The 17378-nt window shown below is 38.7% G+C and carries 16 protein-coding genes; 13 read left to right on the top strand and 3 right to left on the bottom strand.

All coding sequences use genetic code 11. The features are described 5' to 3' along the window. Positions 1–75: 75 nt before the first annotated feature. The 6 genes from A7P55_RS08735 (at position 76) to hisG (ending at position 5068) form a co-directional block, all read left to right on the top strand. Positions 76–534 carry a hypothetical protein gene (locus A7P55_RS08735; protein WP_171551836.1) on the top strand — a complete coding sequence of 153 codons (459 nt, stop codon included), beginning with the start codon at positions 76–78 and terminating at the stop codon, positions 532–534. A gap of 230 nt (positions 535–764) precedes the next feature. Beyond that, entirely contained in the window at positions 765–2213 is a 1449-nt protein-coding gene (locus A7P55_RS08730; protein WP_216078003.1) for an RNA polymerase factor sigma-54, read from the top strand. Positions 2214–2385: 172 nt separating this feature from the next. Further along, positions 2386–2727 carry a ribosome-associated translation inhibitor RaiA gene (gene raiA, locus A7P55_RS08725; RefSeq protein ID WP_004655596.1) on the top strand — a complete coding sequence of 114 codons (342 nt, stop codon included), beginning with the start codon at positions 2386–2388 and terminating at the stop codon, positions 2725–2727. A gap of 137 nt (positions 2728–2864) precedes the next feature. Beyond that, positions 2865–3116: a BolA family iron metabolism protein IbaG gene (gene ibaG, locus A7P55_RS08720; protein ID WP_005151378.1), complete on the top strand. Its 252-nt coding sequence runs from the start codon at positions 2865–2867 to the stop codon at positions 3114–3116. A 6-nt stretch (positions 3117–3122) separates the two neighbouring features. Next, entirely contained in the window at positions 3123–4382 is a 1260-nt protein-coding gene (gene murA, locus A7P55_RS08715) for a UDP-N-acetylglucosamine 1-carboxyvinyltransferase (RefSeq protein WP_171551834.1), read from the top strand. Next, complete coding sequence (gene hisG, locus A7P55_RS08710; RefSeq protein WP_005151374.1) at positions 4379–5068, top strand: ATP phosphoribosyltransferase; 690 nt, start codon at positions 4379–4381, stop codon at positions 5066–5068. The genes murA and hisG overlap by 4 nt, the downstream gene beginning before the upstream one ends. Before the next feature lie 45 nt (positions 5069–5113). On the opposite strand, the gene A7P55_RS08705 is transcribed toward hisG, so the two are convergent. Then, complete coding sequence (locus A7P55_RS08705; RefSeq protein WP_171551833.1) at positions 5114–5986, bottom strand: sigma-70 family RNA polymerase sigma factor; 873 nt, start codon at positions 5984–5986, stop codon at positions 5114–5116. 5 nt (positions 5987–5991) lie between these two features. After that, entirely contained in the window at positions 5992–6423 is a 432-nt protein-coding gene (locus A7P55_RS08700; protein ID WP_171551832.1) for a carboxymuconolactone decarboxylase family protein, read from the bottom strand. Positions 6424–6680: 257 nt separating this feature from the next. Here A7P55_RS08700 and hisD point away from each other — a divergent pair, with 257 nt between their 5' ends. Beyond that, positions 6681–7973: a histidinol dehydrogenase gene (hisD, locus tag A7P55_RS08695; RefSeq protein WP_171551831.1), complete on the top strand. Its 1293-nt coding sequence runs from the start codon at positions 6681–6683 to the stop codon at positions 7971–7973. Positions 7974–8132: 159 nt separating this feature from the next. Next, complete coding sequence (gene hisC, locus A7P55_RS08690) at positions 8133–9218, top strand: histidinol-phosphate transaminase (RefSeq protein ID WP_171551830.1); 1086 nt, start codon at positions 8133–8135, stop codon at positions 9216–9218. A gap of 14 nt (positions 9219–9232) precedes the next feature. Here hisC and A7P55_RS08685 read toward each other — a convergent pair whose 3' ends face one another. Further along, complete coding sequence (locus tag A7P55_RS08685) at positions 9233–10576, bottom strand: anthranilate synthase component I family protein (RefSeq protein ID WP_171551829.1); 1344 nt, start codon at positions 10574–10576, stop codon at positions 9233–9235. Positions 10577–11083: 507 nt separating this feature from the next. Between A7P55_RS08685 and A7P55_RS08680 the strand changes: the two genes are divergently transcribed. The 5 genes from A7P55_RS08680 (at position 11084) to filE (ending at position 17361) form a co-directional block, all read left to right on the top strand. Next, positions 11084–12148, top strand: a complete 1065-nt coding sequence (locus tag A7P55_RS08680) for a DUF6160 family protein (protein WP_171551828.1) — start codon at positions 11084–11086, stop codon at positions 12146–12148. A gap of 270 nt (positions 12149–12418) precedes the next feature. Beyond that, positions 12419–13252: a C39 family peptidase gene (locus tag A7P55_RS08675; protein ID WP_171551827.1), complete on the top strand. Its 834-nt coding sequence runs from the start codon at positions 12419–12421 to the stop codon at positions 13250–13252. Positions 13253–13297: 45 nt separating this feature from the next. Further along, positions 13298–14446 (top strand): transporter, encoded by a 1149-nt coding sequence (locus tag A7P55_RS08670; protein WP_216078002.1) that lies wholly within the window; start codon positions 13298–13300, stop codon positions 14444–14446. Positions 14447–14461: 15 nt separating this feature from the next. Further along, the gene (locus tag A7P55_RS08665) at positions 14462–16126 is read left to right on the top strand and encodes an outer membrane protein transport protein (protein WP_171551849.1); all 1665 of its coding nucleotides are present in this window, start codon (positions 14462–14464) and stop codon (positions 16124–16126) included. Continuing rightward, positions 16126–17361 (top strand): putative pilus assembly protein FilE, encoded by a 1236-nt coding sequence (gene filE / locus A7P55_RS08660; protein ID WP_171551826.1) that lies wholly within the window; start codon positions 16126–16128, stop codon positions 17359–17361. The genes A7P55_RS08665 and filE overlap by 1 nt, the downstream gene beginning before the upstream one ends. The last annotated feature ends 17 nt before the right edge of the window (positions 17362–17378 follow it).

Here is a 17378-nt window from a genome sequence, read left to right as displayed (position 1 = left end):
CGCAGAGGGGGTGTTTTTTATTGTGGGTATATTGATTATATTGTAGAAGTTTTTATAAGAAAAAATGGAAAATAAATGAAAGTAAATGAAATTTTTGAGCAATACTTAGAAATATGGGAGGATTGTTATTTTGGCTATCTATGTATTCCTAATACTTCAAATAAACTTAATTATCAAAGCTTTGAATTAATCATTAGCCAACGAAGTTCTTATAATTTTTTCCCATGGTTAAATTGCTATGAAGATATAGTTTTACCAAAAACGGGATTATATGAGGTATCCATCAAGGATTTTGATAAAATTTTTATGCTAATGGCGAATGAAGCTATTAATTATGGTTCTGATAAAAGATTAGAAGAGCTTGAATTAAAAAATATTCTTGATGCTTTTCATAAGGATTTTTCTAACCCTAGATATTATAGTAATTTCACAAGTAATACGTGGGTATCGCTTACATATCATGCGCAGGATAAATTTTTATGCGCATTTGATAAAAATAAAATTGGTATGTGGTTAAGTTCTAATGATGAGTGATCTGTTTGGTAAGTCATAGGAAGAGTAGAGCTAAAAGATAAATTTATTCTTTATATTAATTCTTACTCTGATTGATGTATTTTTAGTTTCTATAACAATCCTCTATAAGTTAATTTTTTTGAACAAATTAGTCAGTCTAAAATCACTTTCCTTGTATGCGGAAACATTGCTTTATGTTATAAATATTTTTATAGGCATGTTTTTTGCTTATTTTAATAAAAGGAAAGACTATGAAATTATCTGTTGGATTGAAAGTAGCGAACAGTTTATCGTTAACTCCTCAATTGCAGCAGGCCATACGTCTTTTACAGTTATCCAGTTTGGAACTTGAACAAGAAATTCAAATCCAATTAGACAGTAATCCATTACTTGAAAAAATAGAAGATATGGGTACAACGGAAAGTCTTTCTTCTCTAGAAGAAAAAGAGAATGGAGACTTAACTACTGAGCTGAATGCGGATCATCTTCCAAATGATTTACCTGTTGATACTGAATGGGATGATATTTATACCCATCAATCTACAGCGTTGGCATCACCCGAATATGAAGAAAGAGAAGATAATCGTCAGGTACATTTAAGCCTCAAAGAGCATATCTTAGATCAAGTCAATCTTTTGCATTTTTCAACGGTAGACAAATTGATTGCGTATTGCATCGTCGACTCTCTTGATGATAAAGGATTCCTTGATGCAGAGTTGGATGACATTTTACTCGCAGTTTCCCGCCTTTTACAGGAAATGGAGAGTGAGGAAGAGGTTGAGCAAGATGAAATTATTGTTGTTTTAAAACATATTCAACGCCTCGATCCTATTGGTGTAGGCTCAAGAAATTTAGCAGAATGCTTGAAAATCCAACTAGAAACTTTTAATGACAAAGTTCCCTATCTAGCTGAGGCTAGAAATTTATTGAAATATTATGAATTACTCATTTCGAATGACCTGAATAAGTTGTTGAAGCAAACAGGATTATCTAAAGAGCAATTAAAAAGTGCCGTTGATTTGTTAAAAACTTTAAAGCCATATCCTGGACTGGAATTCAATCAACAAGAATCTGAATACCAAGTCCCCGATGTAGTGGTGTCGAAGAAAGATCAACATTGGCAAGTTCAGCTTAACCCTGATGTATTACCTAAGTTACGGATCAATTCTTTTTATTCAGGCATGATTCGTAGAGCTGACCAAAGTGACGATAATGTCTATTTGCGTAATCAAATGCTGGAAGCGAAAAATTTTATCAAGAGTATTGATGAACGCCATAAGACTTTGTTGAAAGTGGCAACCTGTATTGTTGAGCATCAGAGAGCTTTTTTGGAGCAAGGCCCAGAAGCGATGAAGCCTTTAGTACTTCGTGATGTGGCAGAAGAAGTTGAATTACATGAGTCGACTGTATCTCGTGTAACAACCAATAAATATATGCTGACACCACGTGGTTTATTTGAATTGAAATACTTCTTTTCTAGTCATGTTGGAACAACAACAGGTGGTGAGGCTTCATCGACGGCAATTCGTGCCATGATAAAAAAACTCGTTTCCAGTGAGAATCCACGTAAGCCTTTGTCGGATAATGCAATTGCTGAAATGTTGAAGAATGAAGGGATTGAGGTGGCTCGACGCACGGTGGCAAAATATCGTGAATCGTTACATATTGCCTCATCTTCTGAAAGAAAAGTCTTGATCTAAATTTCAAGGTGTGACTATTCTAGGGGTTCATTATTACGGAATAATGAATTTTTTTAATGATCACTAGAGGAATCGCTGAAATGATTTAATGGATATTGAACCACTGATAATGTGCATTAAATTTGCTGAAGCGATTTTCTTGTATCCTGAGAAAAAGGTGAGGGATAGAATTATGCAAATAACGATTCGTGGGCACCATTTAACCATTACACCAGCCATTGAAGAAAATATAAAAGAAAAGTTTAGTCAAATGACTAAACATTTAGATCAGGTCAATAGTATGCAAATCAAGCTGGCTAAAGATCATCAAATTGACAAACGTTCACACAAAGGTAGTGCAAATCATATCGCTGAAGCGATTATACGTTTGCCGGGGGTAGAACTGTTTGCACAGGCGACAGCCGATGATATGTATACTTCGATTCGAAAACTGACAGATAAATTAAAACGCCAGCTGGCGAAACATCGAAAAATTCAATGTTCGTATCAGCATGAGCTGGCACTTTTGAGTTAATTTTTATTTTTATATAAGAGGCTTTTTGTGAAGCCTCTTTTTTTATTGATAAAAAAAGAAACTGCTTACTGAATTATGTGAAAAAGTTATAGTAAAATAGCTGGTTTTACACCAATGGTTGTATAAGAGGCCTTGTAATGAATAGTGAGCAGCTCACGCAAATTTTAAAAGAAGCTTTCCCTGAAGCAGAAGTAGCAGTGAGCGGTCAAGCTGGGAAATTTGACCTTCGTATTGTGGATGATCAGTTTGAAGGTAAACGTACCGTTGCTCGTCAACAAGCCGTTTATGCACCTCTAAATTCTTATATTGCGAGTGGTGCAGTTCACGCTGTGACGATTCGCGCAATGACAAAAGACGAATGGCGCAAAGCAAGCCTTTTCGGAGCTTAAATATTAATGGATAAATTTTTAATTACGGGCGGTGTTAAGCTCGAAGGTGAAGTACGCATTTCTGGTGCTAAAAATGCAGCTTTACCTTTACTTGCAGCAATGATCCTTGCTGACTCTCCGATTACGCTCACGAATGTACCCAATTTAAAAGATGTAAATACATTGGTTAAGTTGATTGCTGGTCTTGGTGTGACCATGAGTTATGAAGGTGAAACGGTTTGTGCTGATGCATCAACATTAGATAACCAGTTTGCACCATATGAACTTGTACGAACCATGCGTGCATCTATTTTAGTGCTTGGTCCTTTGTTAGCGCGCTATGGTAATGCAAAAGTATCATTACCAGGCGGCTGTGCGATTGGCTCACGTCCAGTCGATCAACACTTAAAAGCTTTAGAAGCTTTAGGTGCGCAGATTGAAGTTGAAAATGGCTATGTCCATGCTTCAGTTGATGGTCGTTTGAAAGGTGGTGAAGTTGTCTTTGATATGGTGACCGTTGGTGGTACCGAGAATATCTTGATGGCTGCTGCACTCGCTGAAGGTGTGACCACGATTCGTAATGCTGCTCGTGAACCAGAAATCACCGATCTTGCGCAAATGCTGATTAAGATGGGCGCTAAAATTGAAGGTTTAGATACGGATACGCTTGTTGTTACGGGTGTTGAAAGTTTACATGGCTGCGAATATGCCGTTGTTGCAGACCGTATTGAAACTGGTTCATATTTAGCTGCTGCTGCCATTACTGGTGGACGAGTGAAAACCACGCATACTGATCCTTTATTACTAGAAGCAGTATTGGATAAGTTCGAAGAAATGGGTGCGGAAGTCACGCGTGGCGATGACTGGATTGAATTGGATATGCAGGGCAAACGTCCAAAAGCTGTGAGCTTTAGAACATTACCGCATCCAGAATTCCCAACCGATATGCAAGCGCAAATTATGGCAGTCAATGTGATTGGACGTGGCTTTGCAACGATTTCTGAAACCATTTTCGAAAACCGTTTTATGCATGTACCAGAACTTTCACGTATGGGTGCTAACATTCAAGTTGAAGGACATGATGCGGTCGTAACAGGTGTAGAAACACTTCAGGCTGCACCTGTCATGGCAACTGATTTGCGTGCTTCATTCTCACTTGTTTTAGCGGCTTTGGTTGCTGAAGGTGAAACACTGGTTGATCGTATCTACCATATCGATCGTGGCTACGAGCATGTGGAAGAAAAATTGCAAAGTTTAGGTGCTCAGATTAAGCGAGTAAAAGGATGAATGACTTAAGAAACGATGATCCAAATTTTGACGTAATGGGCAATTTTGATCATGGTTTAACTTTAGCACTCAGTAAAGGTCGTATCTTAAAGGAAACATTACCGTTGCTTGAAAAAGCGGGTATTAATTTACTTGAAGATCCAGATAAATCACGCAAATTGATTTTCCCAACGACGCACAAAAAAGTTCGTATTTTGATTCTACGTGCTTCTGATGTTCCGACTTATGTTGAGAATGGTGCAGCAGACTTTGGTGTAGCGGGTAAAGATGTATTGATGGAACATGGTGCGCAACATGTTTATGAGTTGCTTGACCTAAAAATTGCCAACTGTAAGTTGATGACAGCGGGTAAAGTCGGCATGGAACGACCAAAAGGCCGTTTAAAGATCGCAACCAAATACGTCAACTTGACCCGTCAATATTATGCAAGCCTCGGTGAGCAGGTGGATGTCATTAAGCTATATGGATCAATGGAACTTGCACCTTTGGTTGGGTTGGGTGATTACATTGTCGATGTGGTTGATACGGGCAATACTTTACGTGCCAATGGTTTGGAACCATTAGAAGAAATTTGCAAAGTTTCTTCACGTTTAATTGTCAATAAGGCAAGCTTTAAGCGTAAGCAAGCGGTGTTAAATCCGATTTTGACGCAACTTGAACAAGCCATTAAAGCACGTCAAAACTAAGTTTTAGATAGAATTGAATAAAAAGGTCAGCTTCGGTTGGCCTTTTTATTTGAGTTTATCTGGATTACGTAAAGAATAAATGCTTTGCAGTTGTTGCTGATCATTGAAAGCAAAAGTTAGTGCCATGACACAACAATGGTTTGAGTCATAGAGTTTAAAACCGACACTGCCATTGATATGGCACATTTCCCAAGAAAGCTCTGTCCACGCCTGAAAAAGCAAGCGTTCAAAGAAACGTAATATAGATGGTTGGCCAATGAAAGGCTGTCGAATCGCTGAGACTTTACCTCCGCCATCTGCTGCAAATTGGATATCGTCACTAAGTAATTGTGTGAGTTGATTCAGGTCATGTGAATGAATGGCGACCTTGAATGCATTGAGTAAGTTGATTTGCTGCTGAGTCGGATGATTCGAGAGAACGTTCGGTTCATCTGCAATACGTTTTCTGCTACGGGTCACCAATTGTCGACAATTACTTTGTTGTTCCCGAAGGATTTCTGAAATTTCAACATAATCAAGATTAAAGATGTCATGTAGTAAATATGCTGCACGCTCTTTAACCGAAAGTTTTTCAAGAACCAAAAGGAAGGCAGTGGAGAGGGTGTAGTCAGATTCGACCGAGAATGATTCTGTATGATGATAGGGTTCAGGTAACCATGTTCCCGTATATTCAGTTCTAGATCTGTGGTGAGCACGAAGTAGATCAATGCAATGGCGTGTGCATACAGAGGTCAACCAAGCTTGAGGATTGAGAATATCTTGCCTAGGTTGCTGCTGCCATTTTATAAAAATATCCTGTAAGACATCTTCAGCATCACTCGTTGTTCCTAATATTCGGTAAGCAAGACCGAACAGAAATGTTCGGCTTGTCTCAAAAATAGTTAAATCTTGTTGGCTAATCATGCCCGATGCTTTCATAGATGTTAATGCTGTGAAATTGCAATTCGATTCCACAAATTAATCATGCCAATCAGTAAAGTTAAAGCTGAAATTTGTGCTTCACTGAAATTTTTTAATAGGGTTATGCCTAACGGTTCATAATCAGTGAGCACATGCAAAGTCGTGAGTGCTTCAACCCAAGCAAAGGCTGCTTTTTCCTGATCTGTGTAATCATTGCAATGTCGCCATACCACCAAGCGATCCAAGCGTGATTGTATTTCACCATCTGCCAAGGCTTCTGCAATATGCATCTTCACACAGAAAGCACAACCATTGATTTGCGAGGCACGTAATAGAACAAGATGATAAAGCGAGCGATCTATCAGAGCTGAATCGAGAATGTTTTGATGAACTTGATAGAGGTAATGAAGTGACTCTGGTAAATGTTTTTTAGGATGAATATTAAGCGTCGTCATTGTCGTGTTCCTGATTAAAATCAAAGTAGGTACTCATTTGACGAGTCAGCCTTTTGCTTTGTGACACGGGAAGGAAAATAATTTTTAACTTTTTGTTCTTGTTGCTTAAATATTTTGATTAAGCAAATAAAAGTAGAATGATGGGGTGATCGAAGAACTCATTTTTTCCCATTGATTTTTTTAGCCTACATTGTGCCCACAAGCGTACTGAAAAAGAGTAAACTTAGCGTTCTCTTTTTCGCCTTGTGGGTAAATTGATGCGACGTTTATCGACTCAGGATCAAAATTTTAAACAGACATTTGCTGAACTTTTAGCATTTGAAACGGTTAATGATCCTCAATTAATACAAACTGTAGATCAAATTATTGCTGATGTTCGTCAGCATGGTGATGATCACGTGCTTAAATTAACGCAACAGTTCGATCGACATCCAGCGCATCAATTCTCTGATTTAGAACTGACTCAGGCACAGCTCAAAACTGCATTTGAGGGTTTAAGTGTTGAAATCCGTGAAGCATTAGAACTTGCTGCAAAACGCATTCGTACTTTCCATCAGGCACAAAAGCAGGAAGGTTGGACTTATGTCGATGATCTGGGGAATACCCTAGGTCAGAAAGTTACACCACTGGATCGTGTTGGAATTTATGTGCCAGGTGGATTAGCCTCTTATCCATCGTCGGTACTCATGAATGCTTTGCCTGCACATGTAGCAGGCGTTCCTGAAATTATTATGGTGGTTCCTGCACCAAATGGTGAGTTGAATCCATTGGTATTGGCAGCTGCTTATTTGGCAGGCGTAAGCCGAGTGTTTACTATTGGTGGTGCACAGGCCGTTGCAGCATTGGCTTATGGAACACAAACCATTCCAGCAGTAGATAAAATTACAGGACCAGGTAATCGCTTTGTAGCAGCCGCAAAACGTGCGGTGTTTGGTCAAGTCGGTATTGATATGATTGCAGGGCCTTCGGAAATTCTGGTGTATGCCGAAGGTGAAAATAATGCTGAATGGCTAGCCATGGATGTATTGTCTCAAGCAGAGCATGACACCGTTGCACAAGCGATTTTCATTACCTCTGATGAAGCGCTGTTAAATGCAGTTGAAGCCGCGATTGAAAAGCACTTAACTGAATTACCAAAAGCCGAAATTGCCAAAACATCGATTCAAAATCGTGGTGCATTGGTATTGGTAAAAGATCGTGCAGAAGCAATTGAACTGATAAATCAGGTTGCGCCAGAGCATTTAGAACTCTGTCTTGATGATGCTGAATTGATGAGTCAGGCGATTCGTCATGCAGGGGCGATCTTTATGGGACGTTATACACCAGAAGCGATTGGGGACTATTGTGCCGGTCCAAACCATGTCTTGCCGACATCGGGGACAGCACGTTTTTCTTCACCGCTCGGTGTTTATGATTTTCAGAAACGCTCTAGCTTAATTATGTGCTCTAAAGAGGGTGTGAAGAGCTTGGCAAAAGCAGCGGATGTGTTGGCAGTGCAAGAAAATCTTGATGCCCATGCGCGCTCAGCCCGTTATCGTTACGAAGTTTAAGCTTGAAGTGTGTGTTGTGGTCTAGCACTATAATAAATATAAACCTCTCCCTAACCCTCTCCTAAAATGAGAGGGGACTTGTCTCTATAGATGTGAAATAGGTTTGAAGATTCCTCTCCGATTGGGAGAGGTTAGGAGTGGGCAACAAGAGAATATAAAATGACGTTTACAGCAGAACAAATGCGTTTTTGGAGTCCAGAGGTTCGTGAATTAGAGCCTTATGTACCTGGTGAGCAGCCTAAAATTCAGAACTTACTCAAACTCAATACCAATGAAAACCCATATCCGCCATCACCAAAAGTGGTAGAAGCAGTGCAAGCTGTTTTAGCAGATCATGCTGATGCGTTACGTCTATACCCTGACCCAGACGCGACGGCGTTAAAGCAGGCGATTGCCAAACAGCAGTATGTTGATGTGGCTCAAGTGTTTGTAGGCAATGGTTCGGATGAAGTATTGGCACATATTTTCAAAGCTTTTTTTATCCAAAAAGAACCGATTCTTTATCCAGATATTACCTATAGCTTTTATCCAGTTTATAGCCAGTTTTTTGCTACGCAGACCAAGCAGATTCCTTTGAATGAAAAATTCGAAATTGATGTATCGGATTATGCGCAGGAAAATGGCGGTATTATTATCACCAATCCGAATGCCCCAACCAGTATCGCGCTTGGTTTAGATGAGATTGAACAGGTGCTGAAGGCAAATCCAGATCGTGTGGTTGTGATTGATGAAGCTTATGTCGATTTTGGTGCTGAGTCGGCGGTGCGATTGGTCAATCGCTATGAAAATTTAGTGGTTTGCCAAACGACATCTAAATCTCGTTCATTGGCTGGCTTACGCGTTGGTTTTGCGATTGCACAAGCGCATTTGATTGCAGCACTTGAAGCAGTCAAAAATAGTTTTAACTCTTATCCAATCGATCGCTTTGCGATAGCCGCCGCCGTAGCTTCATTTGAAGATCAAGCTTATTTTGAAGCGCAATGTGCCAAAGTGATTGAGAGCCGAGAAAAATTGGTGAGTGATCTCTCTGATTTAGGCTTTGATGTATTGCCATCAAAAGCCAACTTTATTTTTGCTACGCATCCTCAACAAGACGCTGCTCAACTGGCTCAAAAATTGCGTGAACAGGGAGTTATTGTGCGTTATTTCAATAAGCCGCGAATTAATCAATTCTTGCGTATCACGATTGGTACAGATGAACAAAATCAGCGTTTAGTCGATACGCTTAAAACGCAAATTTTATAAATCGATATTGAAGTTTACTGTTCAGAAGCCTGCCATGTATTGAGTAAATCAAGCATGGCAGAAACTTTATCAAAGCATTCTTGATATTCTGCTTCTGCATCAGAGGCAATGGTGATGCCGCCACCCGCCCACATGGATAATTGGTCCTGATATTTTTGAATACTACGAATCAAGATATTCCAACAACCTGTACCATCGAAATTAAAATAACCTAAGCTGCCACAATAGGCACCTCGTGGTGCACCTTCCAATTCTTCAATGATTTGCATCGCCCTAATTTTGGGTGCACCTGTAATCGACCCCCCAGGGAGGGCAGACAATAGCATCTGCATTGGATTGATTTCTGCTTTTAAGATTGCCGTAATCTCGCTGACCATATGATGGACTTGATTAAAGCTTTCAATTTCAAATAATTTGGTTGTTTCAACAGAGCCTGTCTCAGCATAGACACTCAAGTCATTGCGGAGCAAATCGACAATCATGACATTCTCAGCCTGATCTTTTTCAGAGTGGCTGAGTTTATCCTTTGAGATCTGATCTTGTTGTGGATCGTCAAAACGTGGCATGGTGCCTTTGATTGGACGTGTTTTAATTTCTCGATTGTTTTTAAACTCAATAAAGAGTTCAGGAGAGCAACTAAGCAATTCAAAATCATTGATTTTAAGATAACCTGCATAAGGTGCTTGAGTGAGTTCCCATAAATCATGGGCACGGCTTAATAATGAGCCTTGTACATTTGCTGTAAATTCTTGAGTCAGATTAATTTGATAACAATCGCCTGCTTTGATGTACTCCTGAACTTGGTTGAATGCAGTGGAGTACTGCTGTTTCGTCCAACGAGGGTGGCATTGCTGATTTAAAGACAGTGCATTGAGTTGTTTTGGTGTATTGATCAAATCGGAAATGTGTTGATAGATACTCTTAGCCTGAACTTCATCACTATAAAAGTACCATTCACCTTGCTGAAACTTTAAAAAGCTAGTGTATTGACCCAAGAAAAAACTTGGCTGTGGACGTGCATCAATTGTTGTAAATTGATCTGCACTATAGTCATAACTAAAGAAACCAATATATCCACCATAAAATCCATCAGGATGATCAGAAGAGGAGGTGCCATCAAACTGAGAGAAGTCTAGGAGAGAGCATACTTCTGATTTGATTTGATATTGATTGAATTGTATTTGTTGAAATTGTTGAAGATTATATTGCTGAAAAATTAAAAACTCTTTGGGTAAAAATGCAATAACAGGTGTACCTTGGTCATGTAAATAAACTAATCCAGTCAAATCAAACAGTCGGGACAGAAGCTCAAATGTAGAAGTGAGTTGCGTGTTAAGCTTTTGCTGAAAATAAGACATAAAACGGAAATACTGGTTGTACATTTGAAGAGAGAAATTGTACTACATCCAAAAATATCAAACTGATGTTTATCCTACTGTTTGATGAAAAAACGGATGCTTTGGAGCAAAGATTCCTTAGATCAAATAAATGATGTATTTATCAAATTAGAATAAAAAAGCACTTTTGTTAACACTTCTTATACGTATTTGGATAGGGATAAACGGAGCATCGCCAAACTTTATTATTTATATACAAAATTATTTTATTAAAAAAATCAAAAATTACATAGTGTTGTCATATTTTTTTGATGGATGGAGTGTTGTGTGTTTTATATGCCGTTTGTCGGTTTGTGGATAAAAAACGGTTAACAGGAGTTGAACATAAAATAACAAACAGGTAATTTAGTAATTGCTAAGCGAACTACTCAAGGATTGGAAGTTCAAGTTGTCATTTAAGAATAAAACGACCGTGAACAGTTTAGAGTAGTGTAAGTCAAAAAATAAATGCTCTTGGGAGAGTGCTCAATGAAAATGTTTACTAAACTAGCTTTAGTTTCTTCAATGGCGATTAGCGCAAATGCAATGGCTATGCAGTCAATGGATGATGCTGCACTAAGCGCTGCAACAGGTCAAGATGGTATCAATATTGGTATTGGTATTTCTAAGATTGAAATTGAAAAAGTTTTAATCCATGATAATGATGGTTTATCTACTACTGCAACCTTGAATGGTACAGCTATTGTGGGCGGTACAGGTACAGCTACAACAACTTCTTCAGGCGCGATTGTCATTAAGGGTAATGGCTTAGCTCCGAGTGCAACAAATTTAAACTCAACGAATGGTATCGTAATTACTGCTCCAATGCTTAATGCAACTGATGTTGATGATACTCGTGCGTTAGCTTCACATAACCTTGCTGATCTGTCGATTGATACAGATAAAGGTACAGGTACTAATGGCGCATTTCTTAACGTTGCAGCTGCAGTTTCTGGTCTAGATATCTACATCGGTGAAATTGGTGTATCTGAATCAAATGCTCCAAGCACAACTGCGGTTCGTCGTGGTGCGAAAGATTCTGGCACGGGTTCTAATTACAATGCAATTTTATCTGGTTTAACATTGAAAACAGGTAGAACTTCTGCAAACATTCAATTAGGTGCTGCTCCTCAAGGTGCTATGATTGTATTGGATACAAAAATGATCGGTGGTTTGGAAATTAAAAACCTTGGCATTATTGATAACTCTACAAAACCAACTGGTAGTGATGGAACAGGCTCTAGCGCTGCTAACCGTGCTGCTGGTGTAATTCAATTGGATAGCATTAAAGTTGCAGATGCGAGTGGTGCTGACTTAACAGTCAATGCTAAGGTAAGCGTAGTTGGTAAAACTGATACAAGTAACGGTTACTTACGTATTATTACAGGTTCTGGTGCTACGACTCCAGCAACTGATGTATATATCAAAGGCGTTCATTTAGGAAGTGGTGCAGCTAAATCAATTGGTGATGTTGAAGTTCAAGGCATGCAGACTTACTACAACGACGGTACAGCAAACGTAAAAGGTTCTATGATTACAATTTCTGGTCACTAAACCTATAAATAAAGAAAGCGCACATAGTGCGCTTTTTTTATTTATATCAAGAATAAAAGGTGATTTACATTTTTTAATGTAACTTTAGTCACGATAATCTATTAAATTATTACTCAATTGTATTTTCTCTTACATTTCGTCAAAAAAAACTAAAAAAAAGATGTATTTTCTTATAAAAAAAGGTATCTTCAATTTGCAGGGATGGAGTGTCATTGACACTAAAAATAAAATGAATAAGGCAAGTGCTGCCATTGTTAGAAAAAGAGACTTATGTTAGAGATCGCTTTAGGCTCGGCATTGATGTATTACTTTACAACGCAAGCCTTTGAAATAGAAAAAAAACCAGCGGGGACTGTGTATTACACAGAAACCATGGATTCTCGTTATCCTTCTTTTACACGGAATCATCGCGAATCAGTTGTGATTAAGCCAGCTGTAGAGGAGCAATTCCGAGGGATTGTACGTCAGGCTTATGATTATAGTTGTGGTTCTGCAGCATTAACTACATTATTAAATGGCTATGGTGGTTTGCGTCTTACAGAACAGCAAACCATGAGTGGTTTACTCCAATACGGAGAATACCAGCGTATTATTGAACGCCGAAGTTTTTCTTTACTTGATATGAAGCGTTTTGTTTCTGCTTTAGGGATTAATAGTGGGGGATATCGTGGAGAGTTTTCAGATCTTACAGCATTAAAACAACCCGCGATTGTACCAATTACGTATGCTGGTTTTAAACATTTTGTCGTATATAAAGCATATAAAGATGGAAGGGTTTATGTTGCTGATCCTGCACTTGGCAATATCAGCTTTGATGAATCTCGGTTTAAAGAAATATGGGACAACAATACATTATTTATTGTTGATATTCCTCAACAATACCAAAAGAATCTATTGGCATTGCAAGATGCAGATATGCGTCATGTAGAGGATGCAACAGTAAATCGATATGCCCTTGCTGAAATTCAGTTCCCAACGCAAAAGTTTGAACGCCTTGCTGACAAAGCTTCAACCATGCGTAAGGTATTGGATTCAGATACCAATTCAGCAACGTATAACCAACCGATAACGACATATATGCGCTTATATTACAAGCGGAAATAAGTTTAGAAAAATCAGTAAAATTAATGTAATAGGATGCAAAGTAAAATGAATCATACATGGATGAAAATGAGTGTGTTAGCCTTAAGTTTAAGTGCTATCACATCAACACTTTACGCAGCAGAACAACAACCTACTACCGACCCAGTCACATCTGAGACAGGTCAGGTGTCGGTAGCGGATGTACAGGGGAATACGATTGCTGAAAGTCCAGCAAATCCTGTTGTGGAAAGTAGCTCGGTTGCTGAAGGAAGTCAGGCTGATCAAGCTGCAAGTGCTTTACAGAAAAAAGAAAATGACGCAACTCAAGAAACAAATTTACAAGAAGTATTCACTTCAAATGAGCGTCAATATTCATTAATTAAAAAAGGTATTTTTTCATCTTATTATGATATTGATTATACCTACTATCGTGATAGCCGCCTTGATTTGGCTATGAGTGATAGTAATAGTTCTCTATCAAGATTACGGGTTGAGGAAGATGCTAACCATACTTTAACCAATACGTTTACGGTCCAATATGGTTTATTGGACAACGTCACTTTATCTGCATCATTGCCTTTTGTTGCGAAAAAAGATTTATTACAAGACCAAACAACTGCAGGTTTGGGCGATATTAACTTTGGTGCACGTTGGGAACCGTTTCCATTAAAACAGGGCCGCTTACCATTAGTACTCTTTGGTAGTCTATCGACTAAAACAGGAGATAGTCCTTATGAAGTGGGTGTGGATGAACTCTCAACGGGTAAAGGGTATTATTCTGTTGGAGCAGGAGCGAGCACGCGAAAGTATATTGATCCTGTGGTCTTGTTTGCATCGGTTTCAACTAATTATGGTTTGAAAGAGTCTGGTCTGAATCAATTGAGAGGAAGCCGAGTTTTAGAAAGTTTCGAACCAGGTTTGAGTGGCGGTTTCTCTTTCGGTTTTGCATATTCGTTTAACTATGATGTGTCTTTAACCATGTCATATCAGCAAAGCTTTAATACAGGTGCGAAATTCTATTTTGAGAATGATGAGAGCTATAAATCTGCTGACCAGAGTAGTGCAATGCTGTCATTTGCTTTAGGGGTGCGTGTATCACCTGAAACAATTGTCAATGGTACTGTTGGGATCGGCTTAACGGAAGATGCGCCAGATGTATCACTAGGCCTATCTTTCCCGCTTGATATCATAGGTTTTGGTAAAAAAGCTCGTTAAGGAGATGTAATAATGGTGAAACACCTTAAATTATGTCCATTAACGATAGCGATTTTTTTTGCTGGGCTATCGAGTGCTACCCATGCACAACTCGGACAAGACCTATCTGTAGATTTGCGTTCTTTATCATTAGGGAATGCAGTTACTGCAGATCCCCCTGGGATTAGTGCAGTTCACTTCAACCCTGCAGCACTTGCTAAACTGGACGGTTTGCAAACTGACGTACAAGGGATTCTCGCCAATTTTGCTATTAAGCGAGACTATGCAGCACCAGCGGGTTATAACGTTTTTGGTTATTCTGATGATCCGCTAGTATGTAATGACGGACCTGAAGTTGATGCAAATATTTGTACTGATTTTAAAGGTACTGTAAATGGGGACGTTGAATATGCCAGTATTTATGTCCCTGTTTTGAAGAAGATTGTCGATTTAGGACCGAATTCCCCATTAGTTGCGCCGACAGCAGGTATTTCTTATAAACCTCCTGGTTCAAAGGTAACTTATGCGACTGCGATTTATGCACCTCTAGTTGCTGGTTTTGGGGCAGAAGATGGTAATCCAAGTAACTATATGGGGCAACAGGTTGCCTTAGAGCGTATTACCTATTTGTCACCTTCATTTGGTTATCAGGTTAATGATAATTTATACTTGGGGGCATCATTTGGAATGTCCTATCAAGCGATTGCGATGAAAACCGACTTACGTTTCCCTAATGAATTAATTGGGGTATTACGTATGGTGGATGAGGTGGTATGTGGACCATTTAAAGAAAATGGTGACATTATTACAGATCTTCTACTATTTGGTATGTGTAATGCTAAAGAGGGAATGAATCCATTTAGTAAAGTTGGCGCGCTAGATGTATCACTAGAGCAGTCGCTAAGTCCAAGTTATAATTTAGGTTTGCTTTGGGAACCTACTGATGATTTTAGTTTTGGTATGGTATATCAAAGTGAAGCAAAAATGCGTTTGCATGGGAAATATCTAATTAATGTAGCTCAAGCACCTAGAGATTTGATTGCAGGCCTTAATTCATCAGCTACAGGTCAAATTCTTGCTGCAATTTTAGGATTTCCTGGTTACGCGCCGGCTGTAGAATCAGGTTTATTAGCAATGGATTTTAAATATCCACAACATTTTAAAGCAGGGATTAAATATAAAATATTACCTGATCTGCAAATGAATTTTGATTTAGGATGGACTGACTTTTCAGCATGGGATAAATTTAGGTTTGAATTTGATCGCCAAATTTCGCTGTTAAAAGTTGCTAAATTATTATCATCTGATGTAACAGATCGCTCACTTTCTCTACCATTGAAGTTTCAGTCTTCATGGCGTTGGGGAATTGGTTTTGAATATTCCGCGACAGATCGTTTGAAGTTACGTATGGGCTATGAGCCGCGTACAAGTTCGATTCCAGATGATAAACGGAATACCATGGTACCAATTAATAATGCGCAATTGTTTGGTTTGGGCATTGGTTATCGTTTTGATCAGGATACAGACTTAGATTTATCATTAGGTTTCTTACGTAGTCGTGATGATATTCCAGCAAATACAAGTAGCCTTTCCAACCAGACAGGTGTAAATAACCTGTTACTCAACCCGTATGCGGGCTTAAATGTAAAAACAAATACCAAAGTCACTTTACTCGGGATTAACTACAGAACAAGATGGTAATGCAAAAGAAAAGGGCTAAAAAATCGACACTTGCTATTTCATTATTTTATTTAATGGTATCAAGTGTTTCAGCTGTTTATGCAGATGGTTTCTATACAATTATTGGACCAGATGGTCGTCCTATGATTGTGCCGATGAGAGCCGAAAAAAAGGAAGTAGAGTCAAATAAGCAGAAACAGGAAATTGTTACTGAAAAAACGGTTCAGCCAACTATTGACCATTCCAGTACGGTAAAGACGATTGTCATGCCTATTGGACAGCAAAAGATTGAATATGCTCAAGCAGTTGAGGCCCAAAAAAATCTGCCTAAGGCTATTAACACCGATGAAGGTGCTAAACCTACGATAGAACAGCATAAAATAGAACCAATGGGTTCATCTGATAGGATGGACAGGGGGACAACAAAGCCTCTGATTGTACCTGTTGAGCAATCAAAAGTGAGTAAAGCACCTACAAGCTCATTGAGGATAGAGAAGCCAACAGTTGAAAAAAACACAGCTGTGATAGAAAAAGCACCGTTAGCTCAAGGCACTTCAGATGAGGCAATCTCATCTAATGGATTTAGTCGGGTTGATGGTGTTGATTATGTCAATAATGAATATTTAGAAAATCAAGAATTTAATCTCGATGGCAAAAAACGCTTTTATACGATACCTGACGGCACTGGGCGTACAGAAACGATTGAACGAAAAAAAGGAGTAAGTCGGTCAGTTTTGGATAAATTATTGAATCGTTCACAGCAATCCGCAGCTCCAATCGTGTTATCTAGCACCTATGTGAGTTTATCGAGTGAAGATCTAAAAGCTGCTTTTGAAAATGATCGCTGCTTTTTAGAAGATTATAAAAAGTCGATCAAAACTTTGACTTTGAATAAAGATGTTGGACTTTGGCCTCGAAAGCCACTAAAGGAAAAGTTTGAATATGAGCTTTTGAAGTTAGATACCTCAATTCAATATATGCAGATTGACTCATATTCTTCTAATAACAGTAAACCAGTGTATTACTGGCCACTGGTTGTTTTTCTCGATGAAAAAGGATGTATTGCTGAGGGTGTCAGTGGTTTTAAAAATAGCACAACTGCAGCGACAGTGTTGCAACACTCTGCTATTCAAGGTGTGATAAAAGTACCTAAAGATGTTCGTTATGTGATGATGACACCATTAGCATCGGCAGTTGATGTTTCTGAGCAAGAACTCTCTAATCAAGGACAGATAAGAATTTCTGTTTTACAGTAAGTACGGATAGGATGAAT

Source organism: Acinetobacter sp. Ac_5812 (assembly GCF_013072695.1).
GTDB lineage: Bacteria > Pseudomonadota > Gammaproteobacteria > Pseudomonadales > Moraxellaceae > Acinetobacter.
Note: the sequence above shows the minus strand (reverse complement) of the source record. Positions and strands in the feature narration are given on the sequence as shown.